Raw genomic sequence first — 14,092 nt, 5'->3', positions numbered from 1 at the left:
TGTCTCCGCAGGTAATCATTACAGTGAATTTACGCCCGGGGGATTAAAGCCGGGGGGCGGTGGCGTGCCGCGCGCAAACAAGGCAATCGTTTTAAACAGCCTCCCCATTTCTTCGGGATGGGTCAAGCGTCGATGTGCAGCAATGTGATTGTCGAGGGTGATGCCATCCATATTCTGTGCAAGGGCCTGGGCCCGGCCGGTGATGCCCAAACGTTCAAGGAATACACCCTGTTCAGTCATTCCGCTGGCTTCAATGCCGGCGTTCAACGCTTCCCGTACAAGAGGTTCAAATTCGACGTGGGCTGTCAGATCTGCGTCGCCTGGGGTGATCAAAGGGTCTGCGTAGGCGTGATCGGCCAAAGCCTGAAATGTATCGCCCTTTGATTGCCATCCGCCGTAATCAATCAACAGGGCAAGCCCGCCATTGGTGTGAATGCGGCGGGAAATTTCAGCGCTTGCAGCGCGGGCTGGGGCATTGATTTCGACCAGATCGCCGTCATTTGTATCTGCCAAACGATGTGCAAGTGCGGCGACTTCTGTTATATCACCTACCCCAAAAGACAGCGCATTTTGGGTGTCAGTCAGCCCCACGCGCCGTTCACGCCAGCCATTACTGTCCCGAATAAACTGGCGAATGGGCAGTGCATCAAGAAATTCATTTGCGACCAGAAACAAGGGGGCTTCGGGCAGCTCAGATAGGTTGTCATGCCAAGTAATCTGATAGTCGCCCAGAGTTTTACTTTGCATGTCACGTAGGGTGGGGGAGGCTTCTATAAGATGCAGATCCATCGCGGCGTGAAAGCCGGGGACAGAGCGGGTCGCGCGTAAAATATCCGCCATCAATGTGCCGCGTCCGGGGCCAAGTTCAGCCAGGGTAAAGGTCGAAGGTGCCCCTCGGTCAAGCCAAGCCTGCGCAAGACATAAACCCAGAAGCTCTCCAAACATCTGAGAAATCTCAGGCGCCGTGATAAAGTCGCCCTGTTGACCAAACGGATCACGGGTCGCGTAATAACCGTATTTTGGGTGCAGCAGGCATTCCTGCATGTAGTCCGCGATGCTGATTGGGCCGTGTGCCTGAATGCGTGCGATCAATTCGGCCTGTAGTGACATCAGGCAGGCTTTCGTTTCAGGGCCATGGTCAGAACGATCACGCCAAATACCACCATTGGAAGCGACAGCAATTGCCCCATGGATAGGCCAGTATCGCCGAGGCGGATCACAAGACCCAGTGGATTGTCTGACGTGATGAACTGTTCGTCTGCTTGGCGAAAATATTCAACGAACATCCGTGCCAGGCCATAGCCAATAAAGAAGACACCGGTCACAAGGCCCTTGCGTTTTAACGCGCCAAAACCAAATGCCATGATCAAAACCAATGCGCCCAGAAGCAGCCCTTCCAGCCCGGCTTCAAACAGCTGGCTGGGGTAGCGGGCGCAAACACCATCTGCGTGATAAAGCGCGGGCGGGCAGTCCTGTGCAGCATAACCGGGGAACGCGACGCCCCAGGGTGACAGCGTTGCGCGCCCCCAGAGTTCGGCATTGATGAAATTCGCAATACGTCCCATCAGAAGGCCTGGGGCCGTGGCAATTGCCAGCATATCAGCGGTTTTCCAGAGATCGAATTTGTACTTACGGCAATAAAGGATCACGGCCACCAGCACGCCAGCAAGCCCGCCGTGGAAAGCCATGCCACCTTCCCAGAGTTTCAGCGCTGCGATCGGGTCCGCCAGATAGACATCTGGTTTGTAAAACAGCACATATCCCAGGCGTCCGCCCAGAACCACGCCCAGAACAATCCAAGTCACAAGATCTTCGATATTCTCACGCTGCATCGCCGGGCCGGATTTATCCCACAGTTGAGCGCGCTTTACGGCCTGAACTGCAATGAACCAACCAATGATGATCCCCATGATATACGCCATAGCGTACCATTTCGGCGCGATGGTGAAGCCAAAAAGCGTGACCGAGAAAATATCGGGGCTGACATTCGGGAAGGTGATGTAATGTTCCATGCCGGTTTCCTGCCTGCGGGGGCGGGGGCTGTCAACAGGGGGCGCGGGCCTTGGGATGATATCGGCGGCGAGATGTCATCACATTTTGCCTGCGACGCTTCCTCTCTTGTGCTTTTGCCCCTTGCCCCCCATATAGATGGGAACACTAGCCTTCAGAAAACCGGGGTCGCCATGCAAAGCCGCAACAAAGTTCTTGATGATATTTCTCAGCTGATGACCAATGCGATGGGCGTGGCCCAGGGCGCAAAATCTGAGGCTGAAACCGCAATGAAAAGCGTTATGGATCGCTGGATGGCGGATCGTGAATTCGTCAGTCGTGAAGAATTCGATGCGGTGCGCGCCATGGCCCAGAAAGCCCGCGAAGAAAACGAAGCCCTGAAAGCCCGCATCGAGGCGCTTGAAGCGAAGTGAAACTGAATTTGGTGTTCTGCGAATTGTATTCGCAATAACCAATGAAATTTAGGCTGCGACAGATATACCTGCCGCAGCCTTTTCTTTTATTGCAACTCAACGCTGATGTTTGGGAACGTCCAAGGTTTCGATGCCGCAGTAGCGCTGCTGATCACCGACGTTGACACTGATACCGTTGCGCCTGAACTGCTGGACGTGGTGGTGTTGCCACCTGAAGCGAGCAACGGCACGGCGTCCACGGTTATGGTTTTCCGTAACTCATTCCCTTCGCAGGTAACCGTGAGAGGGGCGGGTTTCCCTCGGTTCGCAAATCGAGACCCTTGAATTAACATCGGAATGGCTACGCCACCGGGGGTGGTGACGTTTGCAGAAAATTCATTTGAACGTAGTGAACAGCGTGCCCCAGCCACCTCTGTTCGCTTCCCTTCTATGTTTGCGTAGCTCCGGATGATTACACCACGTTGGCCCAGGGCTTGATCCCGGTTCAGGGCCGGACGCGTTGATGCGATCACCGTAGGTTGCGTTATAGGGATGTCTGAAACGCAACCTCCGATGCCCATTGTCGTAAATACGAGGGCTATGTATGTGAAATGCTTCATTGTGGTGCGTTTACCGCTACAGACGCTTGCTCAGGGAAGACCCAAGGTGTTCCAGTGGCAATCGCAGCGCTGGCAGCCGTGGATACAAGAGCTCCGATAAGGCCCAGCCCACCGACTGTGGTGGTCTGTTTCTCCGCAGGTGTTATTAAGGATCTGCCGCTGAGGCCCTGGCCAGAACAATCTACAACAAGGGCTGATGGCAGACCTCTGTTTTCAAGAGCACGGCGCTGTTTGAAGGTTGGAACCGTAATGGCCTGAGGGGTTACAATACGCCCGGACAGTTCGTCAGACGTGATTTCGCATTCGATGTTGCCGACTTCGGCCACAGTTTCACCCTGAGTCTGGCGGGTTCGGATTAATATTTCCTGTGTTTTGCCTGTCAGGCGATCTTGCGATACCGATGATTGCAGGCTTGCAGTGGCTGGGGCTCGGGTGACTTCCAAGGTCTGAACTGGGGCGGTACATGCTGATGTCAACAGGCCAAAGGCGATTGCAAAGGATGTTTTTTTCATGGGTCAATCTTACTTGTTAAGGATTCACGGGGGTGATGGCGGGAATTTGCTTACTTATGTGTATTACGCAACATTTGGATCCAGGATGAAGCTTCTGATTGAGTGATTGTTGCTATTTTGCCAATCGATATACGTCTGAAAACGACGGCTGTGGTTGAGTACGTTCAGGAGCGGCTGTAAGCTGTCTGAAGGTTGCCATGCGGATCCTCCGTTAACACCTGCAAATGAGGACAGCTATATGTATAAGAATATCATCGTCGCCCTTTCTCTTGAACACGGTATCAGTGAGATGGCCCTGGCCGCGGCGCGGGTTTTACTGGCGGATGGTGGTACGATCACTGCCGTGCATGTCTACGAGCCGCCGAACAGTTCCGTTATGGCATTTCTTGAGGATGATGCCGAAAAGAAAGCCCGCGACAAAGCGATGACTGAACTTCAGGAACGCGTCGAAGGTCTGGATGTGACGCCGGTACTGCTTAAAAGCCCGTCTGCCGGTGGTGAGATCACTGAATATGCCCGTAGCCATGGAACAGATTGTATCGTCATGGCGTCTCACAAGCCGGGTATGAAGGATTTCTTCTTGGGGTCTACCGCTGCCCGTGTTGTCCGTCATGCTGGCTGTGCAGTGCATGTGCTGCGGGTGTAATTTGGGTAAATCACTTTGTTTACAGGCCTCCGTGATTTTCACGGGGGCTTTTTTGTTGTTTGTTTCTTAACAGATCACTAACAAAATATGAGATCCTGTGGAAAACTACCCTATCTTGGGGGTAAATGGTTAAGAAACACCATCTCCTGGGGATAAATACTACTTTATACTTTACAGAGGCCCGCCCCCGCGTCACCATATTTCGTAGGGTGCCGTTTTTGGTTCCCATTTTGTAGTGGTCCGTTCGAACGGGCGCGACGGAACTCACGCGGGAAGAGCTGCCACTCTCTCGCGCAAACGAAGAGGCCCGGCATGTCATTAACAGAAAGCTATCTGGCGGATGATCCGCATCCGATCGACATTGTCGAAACTCTTGCTGAACACCATCACTGGGATTTCGACCGGGTCGGGGATGATCAGATCTCTATGGTGGTTGAGGGACAATGGCGCAGCTACTCTATTACGCTGGCTTGGTCTCATCAAGAAGAATGCCTGCGTTTGATTTCCAGCTTTGAGATGGAGCCCCCCCATGATCGTATGGGGGAACTGTATGAAGTTCTGAATCACGTCAATGACATGATTTGGGCCGGTGCGTTTACCTGGTGGGGGGCGCAACAGATGATGGTTTACCGTTATGGTCTGCTGTTAACCGGTGGCCAGGTGGCCTCAATTGATCAGATCAATGCGATGATTGATGCCGCTGTGATGAGTGCAGAACGCTTTTATCCTGCGTTTCAACTTGTGGCCTGGGCGGATCACACACCAGAAAAAGCAATTAAATGTGCCATTGCAGAGGCCTGGGGCCGCGCATAAGCTTCCTTTGAAACGGGCGTGAATCGCCTGCATGAGGGGGAATTTGCAATGTTCGATACAATCACATCGCGTGGTCTGGTTCTGCTGGGCTGTGGGAGGATGGGATCCGCCATGCTGGAAGGCTGGCTGAAGCAGGGATTGCCAGCGGCGTCAGTCTGGGTGAAAGATCCACGCCCGTCGGATTGGTTGCTGAAGCAAGGGGTGCATGTGAATGAGACCTTGCCCGATAGCCCTGCGCTGGTTCTTGTCGCGGTGAAACCCCAGATGATGGAAGAAGCTCTGCCGGTTCTGAAAACCTACGGCAACGGTGACACGATCTTCCTGTCGGTTGCCGCCGGAACAACGATTAATTTCTATGAAACCACACTGGGGGCGCAAACGCCTGTGATCCGGTCGATCCCCAATACACCGGCTGCGATTGGCCGGGGCATTACCGGCCTGATTGGCAATGATCATATCGCAGAAGATGCAATGCAGCTGGCAGAAACCCTGTTGTCGGCCATCGGTCAGACTGTGCGTCTGGACAATGAAGGGCAGATGGATGCGGTTACGGCGATGTCTGGGTCTGGCCCGGCTTATGTCTTTCATCTGATCGAAGCGATGGCAGCCGCTGGCGAAGCACAGGGCCTGTCGCCGGAATTGTCTATGGCACTGGCAAAGGCAACTGTTGGCGGGGCAGGTCAATTGGCGGAGGATGCCGATGAAACCCCAACGCAGTTGCGGATCAATGTGACTTCGCCCAAAGGTACAACACAGGCCGCCCTAGAGGTTCTGATGGATGAAAACCGGGGGTTCCCTGTGTTGATGAAAGACGCAATTGAGGCCGCGACTCAGCGTTCGAAGGAGTTGGGCGCATGAGTGATGAGATCACCTATGATGATTTTGCGAAAGTGGATATCCGGGTGGGCACGGTGATACGTGCCGAACCTTATCCCGAAGCCCGCAAACCTGCGATCAAGCTTTGGGTCGATTTCGGTCCGGAGATTGGCGAAAAGAAAAGCTCTGCTCAAATTACAGCGCATTACACGCCGGACACGTTGTTGGGAAAACAGGTCATGGGGGTCGTGAATTTTCCGCCGCGCCAAATTGGGAAATTTATGTCCGAATGCTTGATCGTTGGTTTCAGTGATGAAAACGGAGGCATTGTTTTGGCTGCGCCCGATCAGGCTGTGCCTGTAGGGGGCAAGTTGCACTGATGACAAAGATCCTAATTTCCCGCCCCTTGCCAGACGCGGTTATTGAGGCCGCGCGGGGGCGGTTTGACGTGACACTGCGCGACGACACCCAACCGATGACTGACGCCGAAATGCGGGATGCGCTGGTCGCATATGACGGCATTCTGCCGACTCTAGGTGATCGCTTCAGTGCGGATATTTTTGCGCAAGTTCCCAATCCCCGTGCAAAGATTCTCGCAAATTTTGGTGTGGGTTATAATCATATTGATGTAGCCGCCGCGAAGTCAGTCGGGCTGACTGTCACCAATACGCCTGGTGCGGTGACGGATGCCACTGCTGATATCGCTTTGACCCTGATGCTAATGTCTGCGCGTCGCGCTGCCGAAGGTGAACGTCTTGTGCGCTCTGGGAACTGGCAGGGGTGGCATCCGGTTCAGATGCTGGGTTTGCACATGTCCGGTAAGATCCTTGGGGTGATCGGCATGGGGCGCATTGGCAAAGCGATTGCGAGACGTGCGCATCATGGCTTTGGTATGGATATTATCTTTTATAACCGTTCCCAAGTCGCGGATGCCGAGGTGGCTGCTGGCCAGCTGGATACGATTGCCGAGGTGATGAAAGCCGCAGATGTAGTGGTGATTGCTGTGCCCGGAAGCCCCGCGACACATCATCTGATTGACGCTGAGGCATTGGCGGAAATGCAAGATCATGCGCATCTAATTAACATTTCGCGTGGGGATGTTGTGGACGAAGACGCGCTGATTTCAGCACTTAAATCAGGGCGTATTGGTGGTGCAGGACTGGATGTTTATGAAAACGAACCAGAGATTCCGGCGGCTTTACGTGCGCTGGATAATGTCACGCTTTTGCCGCATCTCGGCACGGCTGCACTGGAAGTACGCACCGATATGGGGATGATGGCACTGGATAATCTTGTGGCATTTTTTGCCGGGGAAGCGCCGCTGAATCTCGTGTGATTATTACGGATGCTTTCCGCCCAACAGTTATAGGTAAGCTGCGCTTTCCGTCGTATGAGAGTTGTGTGAAAATATTCCCTTCATTTGATCAGAGGGGGAGGCATCGATTTGTGTTCATTAAGAGGTTTTGTAAATGGTTGTTTTTCGTCGCGCGGTTGCCGCAGTTGTCTGCCTGATCTTTGCCAACAGGCTATCTCACTTAACGGGGTCCTCGGTTATCGCGCCGGGTGATCCGGGGTACGAATTCGGAGCAATCACATCTTCGCTTTTGACGTACGCCTTATTATTTGACCGCATCGTTGTTTTGGCTGGTTGCCGCGGTCATCGCGATCTGTGTCTGCTTGGCGTTTGAACCGCCCCACATTAAACGCCCGGGGTTTATTACCGTGGGGATCCTGGGGGCGGTATTTATTGGTCTTTTAGTAATTTAGATGCCGGGCGGTATATGAACCTACGCGGGCCGCAGACCAAGTATCTCGCGGGTTTGGGCGGGTGTCGCAATCGGGCGTTCGTATTTATCGCACAGGTCTGCAGCACGTTTAATCAGCGCGGCGTTGCTTGGGGCAAGTGTTTGTTTATCAAGGCGAATGTTGTCTTCAAGGCCCGCACGGGTGTGACCGCCAGCGGCAATCGCCCATTCATTCACAAGGATCTGGCCCGGACCAACGCCTGCCGCACACCAGGGCGCGTCAGGGGCGCGGGTTTCCATAGTGTGACGATAGAAATCAAAGATTTCCTTATCCACAGGCATGGCGTTTTTCACGCCCATCACGAATTGCACATAAAGCGTGCCAAACAGATTGCCTGCTTGGTGGTGTCGGGTGGCCTGAAGGATGTGGGACAGATCAAAAGCTTCGATCTCTGGTGTGATTTCGTATTTCTGCATTTCAGATGACAGCCAGGTGATCAATTCCGGCGAATTTTCATACACGCGGGTCGGAAAGTTGTTAGATCCAACCGACAGTGACGCCATATCTGGGCGGAGTGGCAACATGCCCCCGCGGTCTTTACCTGCACCGGATCTGCCACCGGTAGAAAACTGGATCACAACGCCGGGGCAGTGCTTTTCTAACCCTTCCTTCAGGCGCGCGAAACGTTCCGGATCGGAACTTGGGGTACCATCTTCGTTGCGCACATGGGCGTGAATGATGGATGCACCGGCTTCCACAGCGGCCTGGCTGCTTTCGACCTGTTCAGAGACGGTGATCGGCACAGCGGGGTTGTCTGCCTGAGTTGGCACGGAGCCTGTGATCGCGCAGCACAGAATGCAGGGTTTGCCTGCGTGTTGATTGGCCTCTGACATGTGCCCCCCTCAGTTACTTTGTTTCCTTAGCGTCATACCGTTGTTTCAGGGCCGGTTTCAAGCACCTTGCTGAGGATCAATGCCTGAATATCCTTCTCTGAAAACCCCCATCCGCCCAGGGCATGTGGCGCGTTCTTATTTGCGGTGACCGGAGGAGAAGAAATAGCGCCTGGCGTTGCACTGAAACGTGGTGCTGGGGCGGGTTGCACGACATCATCAAGGGTTTCAAACACGGTGCGGGCCTGATTATGGGGTGCGCTTGCGGCTTCGGACACGGAAAGCAGAGGCGTCACACAGCCATCCGTATCCTGAAACAGATCAACCCAATGTTGCCGGGGCTGGCTGGCAAAAACCCCGGAAAGCTTTGCGACACAAATTGCTTCGTTTTCGGGGGTTGGGCGGGTCAGGTCTGGATCAGATAACATATCCAGCCGCTCTAGCAGGATCTTGCGAAATGCGCCTTCGATGGCGCCGACCACAATATATTCTCCATCTGCGCAGATATAAGTGCGATAGAAATGCCGCCCACCATCCAATGGATTTCCCCCTGCAAAGTAATCATGTTGTCCCATGGCGTTTAGGCCAGAAAGCAAAGCAAACAGGCTGGCGGAACCATCTACGATTGCTGCATCTACCACTTGCCCCGAACCACCTGCCCGGGCTTGCATGACCGCGGCAAGAAGGCCCAGAACCATGAACATTGCGCCACCGCCCATGTCGCCAACCAGGGGGGGAATACCCTGTGTGGCCTGGCCTTCGCGACTGAACAAAGACAATGCACCGGACAGGCCAAGATAGTTCATATCATGCCCCGCCATCTGTGCCATCGGGCCGGTCTGCCCCCAACCTGTCATGCGCACATAAGCAAGTTTTGGATTGGCTTTCAGGCAGATATCAGGGCCCAGCCCCAGCTTTTCCATGGTGCCCGGGCGATATGCTTCGATCACTGCATCCGCTTCGGATATCAGGCGCAGCACAGTTGCGCGGCCCTCTTCCGATTTCAGATCAAGCCGGATCAGATCGCGTGACCGATTACGCACAGAAGCCGCATCCATCGCCGACAGATCCAGCCCTTCTGCAAGGGCTGGATACCCACCGGGGCGGTCAATACGAATGATCTGTGCGCCAAGATCCGCCAGCAACATCGCGCCATAGGGGGCCGGGCCGATGCCTGCGAATTCAACGATTTTCAGGTGTGTCAGCGGGCCTTGTCGTTTTGTCATTTCTAAACCCTCAGTCCAGCGATGTGGCAAGTGCACGAAAAATCGCGATATTCAGTTCTGGAACACCATCTTGGCGGAATTTACGGTCAGCAGCATTGGTTGCAATCACCACATCTCGGGCTGTGTCGATATAAATGTACTGGCCATAAACGCCCCGTGCCATAAATTCGCCCGGCGTGGCCCCGACAGGCACCCACCACTGGAAGCCATAGCCGATCTCGCCTGGTGCGGTTGGGGCCGTTGCCGCAGTAGAAGCTTTAATCCATTCGGCAGGTACAATCTGTGTGCCATTCCAAACTCCGCCATTGACAAGAAGCTGACCAAAACGTGCGTAATCCCGTGTTGGCATGTTCAGGCCACCCAGTACAAAGCTGGTGCCATCACCATCGGTCACATAATAAGGTGTGCTTTCAAAGCCGAGGGGGGCGATGATTTTTTCGCTTAACAGATCCGGGATATCGCGCCCGGTTGCCCCGCGGATGACCATACCGATAATATGGGTGTCAATCGACACATATTGCCAAGTTTCGCCGGGGGTGAATTCCTTTACTTCCAGTCCGGCACTGAAATCATCCAGAGATCCGCCAAGGGCGACTTCGCGACCCATTTTGTTGATGTCCGAGAAAAACGCGAGATAGTCCTCATCAAATTGCACGCCAGACGCCATGTTCAGCACGTTGCGAATGGTCGCGCCATCATAGGCAGTGCCCGTGAGGGCAGGCACATATTGTGTTACAGGAACATCAAGATCGGGGATGGTTCCATCGTGATGCAAAACCCCCAACAGCGCGGAAAGAAAACTTTTTGCGACGGACCAGGATATTCGCTTATCCGTAGGGTCGGTTCCGAGAAAATAATCTTCATACCGGATCTCGCCGTTTTTCAGTACCAGCAAGGCTGTGACATTTCGGTCTTCAATCCAGGAATGGGTGTTTTCGGGCAATGTCATGCGTGCCCCCATGGGCAGCTCCGATACGGGCCCATCGCCACGTGGCACGTCCCGCGTCAGAAATGCGGCATCCATATGGCTGAAATTCTGCACAATCCGGTCTTCATTAAACAGCGTTAACACTGCATTCAGCCGCGCCAGCTCCTCGCGTTTCCAGATGCCAAGAACGACGGCGATCATGGCCAGTGCGAAGAACAGTTTCAGGATCATCTTCAGAATTCGTTTCATAATATCTCTCCCCTGATGCGGATGAGAACATGTCCGTGCACCGCTGGCAATTCTGACGCCGGGTCAGCCCGCATACCATTGGGGTGTCGTCGAACAGGGCGGGATTGGCGAAGCGCTGGTCTGCTCTCCTCTCCTCAGTCATCATATCCTTGAACCGCGTGGCGGGTGGCTTCATCAAAATCCTCGCTGTGCACAATAACGCCTTCATCCGACAGCAGGATGATGCCGTAAGCACCGGGTTCGGGGACGGAATGCGCATACCCATCGGTGCCCAACATCATAGGCATTTGATGGGTTGGGCTTTTGAATATCGTGAAACCAATACCATTTGCGGTGCCAGAAATGGTGCGGTGAATATGGCCTGCAAAGATATGGGTGACATTTGGATATTGTTTTATCAGGGTGTAAAACGCTTCGTGATCCATCATGCGGATCGCGTCCATCCCATTAAATCCTGTATGCAGGGGCGGGTGGTGCATGAAGATCGAAATGCGACGATCACCTGCAGTTTCCAGCTGGGTTTTCAGCCAGTTCAGACGTGCTTCACAAAGGGCACCTGCGTGATGATAATCACGCCAAGGCGGGCCATCCAGGGTATCAAGACAGATCAGCCGATCTTTCGGGCCAAAAGGGGCCTGACCGTCCAGATCAATCACCTGCATGACGTGGCCGCTGTCGGTTGTTTCGAGATCAGGGAAGGCCTCAAGCATAGTGTCACGGCGATCATGATTGCCGGGCATCAGCGTGACGGGTAGGGGCAGATTCTTTAACAGTGGTTTCAGCCGTTCAAATTGATCGGGGCGGCCGTTGTGGGTCAGGTCTCCCATCAGGATGAGGTGATCTGCGTCGGGATGATGTTTTAACGCATGTTTTAATCCGGTTTCGAAACGTTCCAGCGGATCATATCCAACAATTTTCTCGCCTTCCGATTTGATGTGGATATCGGTGAAAGCAAGGATTTTGTGGTGCATACGGTTTACGGTGGTCATCGGGTCGGGCCTTTTAACATATCGGTTGGATGATCCGCGTCAGATATTTTGGTGTGGCGCGTGATTCCCTTTTGGGCACAGTGGCTTTGACCCATTGCCAAAACAAGTGTGCAAACCACGGGATGTGTTGATTTCCGCATTCTTTGTAAAGCCCGAGAATGTCCCGAGCCGAAAGTTGCGGCGTCAAAATATTGAGTTGTGTGAAATTGCAATCAAGAAAGGCAAAGCATCTGCCTAGACGTTTTCCACAGCTTCCCGCCAGTGACGTCGACACACAGAGACATAGGTTTCATTGCCGCCGATTTGGACCTGCGCCCCGTCTTTCAGGGCATTGCCGTCGGCATCCATGCGCATCACCATGCTGGCTTTCTTACCGCAGTGGCAGATTGTACGGACTTCACGCATTTCATCAGCCAGCGCCAAAAGGGCGGCGGACCCCGGAAACAATTCCCCCCGAAAATCCACCCGCAGGCCATAACACATCACAGGTACTTTTAGATCATCCACGGCATGGGCCAATTGCCAGACCTGCTCTTTTTCCAGGAACTGCGCTTCGTCGATAAAAATGCAGGCGCAGGGGCCATTGTTCAGGCGATCAGATATCTTCGCATACATATCGTCACCGGGCAAAAATGTATCTGCATTTGCGCCTATGCCGATTCGTGATGCAATTCGTGCTTTTCCAGCGCGATCATCAAAACCATAGGTCAGCAGATGGGTCTGCATTCCGCGTTCAATATAGTTATGGGACGCCTGCAACAGTACAGTCGATTTGCCCGCATTCATGGTGGAATAGTGAAAGTATAGTTTGGCCATGAAGGTTGTTATCCACGTCGTGGCCAGGGTTGCAAGCCTGTTTCTACAGAAGAAACGATAGGTGGGGATCTGACTCCGGAACAGCAAAAGGATGCAGGCGTCACTTTGAAATAAAAGTGACGCCCACTGGAAACAGGAATCCGTAGAAGCACATAAATAGCGTGCCTGGGGATGAACAGATTCCCTTGCACCTTTCCCTTAAAAAAGGATCGTCGCACCGGTGCCAGCAAGCGAAAGCGCGACAGATCCCCACCCATTTACCGGCGCTGGGGACGCCGGATACTCATTACCTTCAGGACTTCCTGAACGCTTTAATGAATGACAAATGTTTGACTTCGTATTAATGGGAAAGAGTAGAAGCAATTCCCCCCTGCAAATTGACAGGGTGAAAATCGAACAAGGGTATTAATATGAGCGGGATGGGTAATTACCTGAAGAAGCATACAGAGGCCCTGGTCAAAGATGTTGGCATTGAAGCAGCCTGCACGCTGACTGGTAAATCAAAAGCGACACTTGGGCGGTACTATTCTGACAGCGACGAACATGCTGACCGTTTTATGCCCATTGATGCGGTTGCAGCACTTGAAGAAGCTTCACGCTATCCGCATGTCACCGGCGCGCTGGCTGAACTGCGCGGCATCACGATGTCTTATGATCAAAGTCGTAAGAACTCCGCAGAAGGCGGCGTGAACGCAGATGTTGTTGCGCTTGCCCAGCGTTTCGCCATGCTGATGAGTGAATATAACCAGTCTATAGAAGACGGGATCATCACAGTGAACGAAGCCAAACGTCTTTTGCGTGAAACCTTGGCGCTGCAACACGTTCTTATGGATATGAAGTTGCACCTCGAAGAGGAAGGTCAGAAAGTCTGATCGTCTGAAGCTGGGCATTGCAGAGATTAAAACACCCGTCGGTTAATCCGGCGGGTGTTTTCTTTGGGGGGTATCCTAACCTTCTGCGAAATCTCAAACGAAACTCTGGGATGGCCTTGGCAGAACGGGTGTACTGCACTGGTGTATAGAGAACATGAATTTCTCCCCGAACCGAACATTTTAGGAAGATACGTTCTTATTGCAGTTGCTGATTGGGATGTGGGCGTTTCTGAGAACTTGATTTTTCAAAACTGCCGGTAGCTCTGGGCCGCAAATATCTGACCGCGTGATAGGGTGGCATGCCGGGGGGGGGATTTTTATATTGTTAGTATTGCGCCGTTTTGGGTGATTCTGAGTTTGCTGCTTTTACGGCGCCTCAGGTAACTTCTTTTACACTTTCGTAAGAATCGCGGTCCTCAGTGGCCGCGTTTTTCGTAGGTATGCATGTTGTATGCATAGAATGTGCATAGATTGTGCATGCTTTGTGTATTTGGATTCGCTTTGATTCCGCCTCGCTCTGCTTGATTCCTAGCCATTTGAGGTTTGATTGTATGCGAGTCGTTGTAT

The 14,092-nt window shown here is 53.2% G+C and carries 16 protein-coding genes; 8 read left to right on the top strand and 8 right to left on the bottom strand.

What is annotated here, in order from left to right; all coding sequences use genetic code 11:
* Positions 1-18 precede the first annotated feature (18 nt).
* On the bottom strand, positions 19-1,110 hold the full coding sequence (locus ACPGUT_RS01140; RefSeq protein ID WP_423988401.1) for a class I SAM-dependent methyltransferase: 1,092 nt from the start codon (positions 1,108-1,110) through the stop codon (positions 19-21).
* Entirely contained in the window at positions 1,110-2,012 is a 903-nt protein-coding gene (lgt, locus tag ACPGUT_RS01135; RefSeq protein WP_423988400.1) for a prolipoprotein diacylglyceryl transferase, read from the bottom strand. Before lgt ends, ACPGUT_RS01140 begins: the two co-directional genes overlap by 1 nt.
* A 171-nt stretch (positions 2,013-2,183) precedes the next feature.
* On the opposite strand from lgt, the gene ACPGUT_RS01130 reads away from it, so the two are divergent.
* Complete coding sequence (locus ACPGUT_RS01130) at positions 2,184-2,423, top strand: accessory factor UbiK family protein (protein WP_423988535.1); 240 nt, start codon at positions 2,184-2,186, stop codon at positions 2,421-2,423.
* Positions 2,424-3,018: 595 nt separating this feature from the next.
* Here the strand turns inward: ACPGUT_RS01130 and ACPGUT_RS01125 are convergent.
* Entirely contained in the window at positions 3,019-3,534 is a 516-nt protein-coding gene (locus ACPGUT_RS01125) for a hypothetical protein (protein WP_423988399.1), read from the bottom strand.
* 238 nt (positions 3,535-3,772) lie between these two features.
* Here ACPGUT_RS01125 and ACPGUT_RS01120 point away from each other — a divergent pair, with 238 nt between their 5' ends.
* The 6 genes from ACPGUT_RS01120 to ACPGUT_RS01095 all read left to right on the top strand — a co-directional run bounded on the left by ACPGUT_RS01120 (position 3,773) and on the right by ACPGUT_RS01095 (position 7,497).
* Positions 3,773-4,180, top strand: coding sequence for a universal stress protein (locus ACPGUT_RS01120; protein ID WP_423988398.1), 408 nt, complete (start codon positions 3,773-3,775; stop codon positions 4,178-4,180).
* Positions 4,181-4,492: 312 nt separating this feature from the next.
* A complete protein-coding gene (locus ACPGUT_RS01115) occupies positions 4,493-4,993 on the top strand; it encodes a YbjN domain-containing protein (RefSeq protein WP_423988397.1) in 501 nt (166 codons plus the stop codon).
* Between the two features lie 48 nt (positions 4,994-5,041).
* The gene (proC, locus tag ACPGUT_RS01110; RefSeq protein WP_423988396.1) at positions 5,042-5,851 is read left to right on the top strand and encodes a pyrroline-5-carboxylate reductase; all 810 of its coding nucleotides are present in this window, start codon (positions 5,042-5,044) and stop codon (positions 5,849-5,851) included.
* Complete coding sequence (locus tag ACPGUT_RS01105) at positions 5,848-6,189, top strand: tRNA-binding protein (protein ID WP_423988395.1); 342 nt, start codon at positions 5,848-5,850, stop codon at positions 6,187-6,189. The genes proC and ACPGUT_RS01105 overlap by 4 nt, the downstream gene beginning before the upstream one ends.
* Positions 6,189-7,145 carry a 2-hydroxyacid dehydrogenase gene (locus ACPGUT_RS01100; protein ID WP_423988394.1) on the top strand — a complete coding sequence of 319 codons (957 nt, stop codon included), beginning with the start codon at positions 6,189-6,191 and terminating at the stop codon, positions 7,143-7,145. The genes ACPGUT_RS01105 and ACPGUT_RS01100 overlap by 1 nt, the downstream gene beginning before the upstream one ends.
* Positions 7,146-7,278: 133 nt before the next feature.
* Positions 7,279-7,497 (top strand): hypothetical protein, encoded by a 219-nt coding sequence (locus tag ACPGUT_RS01095; protein ID WP_423988393.1) that lies wholly within the window; start codon positions 7,279-7,281, stop codon positions 7,495-7,497.
* Positions 7,498-7,596: 99 nt separating this feature from the next.
* Here the strand turns inward: ACPGUT_RS01095 and ACPGUT_RS01090 are convergent, their stop codons facing one another.
* The 5 genes from ACPGUT_RS01090 to ACPGUT_RS01070 all read right to left on the bottom strand — a co-directional run bounded on the left by ACPGUT_RS01090 (position 7,597) and on the right by ACPGUT_RS01070 (position 12,653).
* Entirely contained in the window at positions 7,597-8,448 is an 852-nt protein-coding gene (locus ACPGUT_RS01090) for a 3-keto-5-aminohexanoate cleavage protein (RefSeq protein WP_423988392.1), read from the bottom strand.
* Positions 8,449-8,480: 32 nt separating this feature from the next.
* The gene (locus ACPGUT_RS01085) at positions 8,481-9,671 is read right to left on the bottom strand and encodes a CaiB/BaiF CoA transferase family protein (RefSeq protein ID WP_423988391.1); all 1,191 of its coding nucleotides are present in this window, start codon (positions 9,669-9,671) and stop codon (positions 8,481-8,483) included.
* Between the two features lie 10 nt (positions 9,672-9,681).
* Positions 9,682-10,848, bottom strand: coding sequence for a serine hydrolase domain-containing protein (locus tag ACPGUT_RS01080; RefSeq protein ID WP_423988390.1), 1,167 nt, complete (start codon positions 10,846-10,848; stop codon positions 9,682-9,684).
* 134 nt (positions 10,849-10,982) lie between these two features.
* Positions 10,983-11,837, bottom strand: a complete 855-nt coding sequence (locus ACPGUT_RS01075; protein WP_423988389.1) for a metallophosphoesterase — start codon at positions 11,835-11,837, stop codon at positions 10,983-10,985.
* A gap of 234 nt (positions 11,838-12,071) precedes the next feature.
* Complete coding sequence (locus tag ACPGUT_RS01070; protein WP_423988388.1) at positions 12,072-12,653, bottom strand: thymidine kinase; 582 nt, start codon at positions 12,651-12,653, stop codon at positions 12,072-12,074.
* A gap of 410 nt (positions 12,654-13,063) precedes the next feature.
* Here ACPGUT_RS01070 and ACPGUT_RS01065 point away from each other — a divergent pair, with 410 nt between their 5' ends.
* Entirely contained in the window at positions 13,064-13,525 is a 462-nt protein-coding gene (locus tag ACPGUT_RS01065; protein WP_423988387.1) for a hypothetical protein, read from the top strand.
* Positions 13,526-14,092: the final 567 nt, after the last annotated feature.

Source organism: Halocynthiibacter sp. (assembly GCF_049608145.1).
Classification (GTDB): domain Bacteria; phylum Pseudomonadota; class Alphaproteobacteria; order Rhodobacterales; family Rhodobacteraceae; genus Halocynthiibacter.
This window is presented reverse-complemented; position numbering and strand designations above follow the sequence as displayed.

Bases quoted from the DNA above. Each gene is read 5' to 3' on its own strand.
- ACPGUT_RS01140 (WP_423988401.1), bottom strand. From the start codon at position 1,110: ATGTCACTACAGGCCGAATTGATCGCACGCATTCAGGCACACGGCCCA.
- lgt (WP_423988400.1), bottom strand. From the start codon at position 2,012: ATGGAACATTACATCACCTTCCCGAATGTCAGCCCCGATATTTTCTCG.
- ACPGUT_RS01130 (WP_423988535.1), top strand. From the start codon at position 2,184: ATGCAAAGCCGCAACAAAGTTCTTGATGATATTTCTCAGCTGATGACC.
- ACPGUT_RS01125 (WP_423988399.1), bottom strand. From the start codon at position 3,534: ATGAAAAAAACATCCTTTGCAATCGCCTTTGGCCTGTTGACATCAGCA.
- ACPGUT_RS01120 (WP_423988398.1), top strand. From the start codon at position 3,773: ATGTATAAGAATATCATCGTCGCCCTTTCTCTTGAACACGGTATCAGT.
- ACPGUT_RS01115 (WP_423988397.1), top strand. From the start codon at position 4,493: ATGTCATTAACAGAAAGCTATCTGGCGGATGATCCGCATCCGATCGAC.
- proC (WP_423988396.1), top strand. From the start codon at position 5,042: ATGTTCGATACAATCACATCGCGTGGTCTGGTTCTGCTGGGCTGTGGG.
- ACPGUT_RS01105 (WP_423988395.1), top strand. From the start codon at position 5,848: ATGAGTGATGAGATCACCTATGATGATTTTGCGAAAGTGGATATCCGG.
- ACPGUT_RS01100 (WP_423988394.1), top strand. From the start codon at position 6,189: ATGACAAAGATCCTAATTTCCCGCCCCTTGCCAGACGCGGTTATTGAG.
- ACPGUT_RS01095 (WP_423988393.1), top strand. From the start codon at position 7,279: ATGGTTGTTTTTCGTCGCGCGGTTGCCGCAGTTGTCTGCCTGATCTTT.
- ACPGUT_RS01090 (WP_423988392.1), bottom strand. From the start codon at position 8,448: ATGTCAGAGGCCAATCAACACGCAGGCAAACCCTGCATTCTGTGCTGC.
- ACPGUT_RS01085 (WP_423988391.1), bottom strand. From the start codon at position 9,671: ATGACAAAACGACAAGGCCCGCTGACACACCTGAAAATCGTTGAATTC.
- ACPGUT_RS01080 (WP_423988390.1), bottom strand. From the start codon at position 10,848: ATGAAACGAATTCTGAAGATGATCCTGAAACTGTTCTTCGCACTGGCC.
- ACPGUT_RS01075 (WP_423988389.1), bottom strand. From the start codon at position 11,837: ATGACCACCGTAAACCGTATGCACCACAAAATCCTTGCTTTCACCGAT.
- ACPGUT_RS01070 (WP_423988388.1), bottom strand. From the start codon at position 12,653: ATGGCCAAACTATACTTTCACTATTCCACCATGAATGCGGGCAAATCG.
- ACPGUT_RS01065 (WP_423988387.1), top strand. From the start codon at position 13,064: ATGAGCGGGATGGGTAATTACCTGAAGAAGCATACAGAGGCCCTGGTC.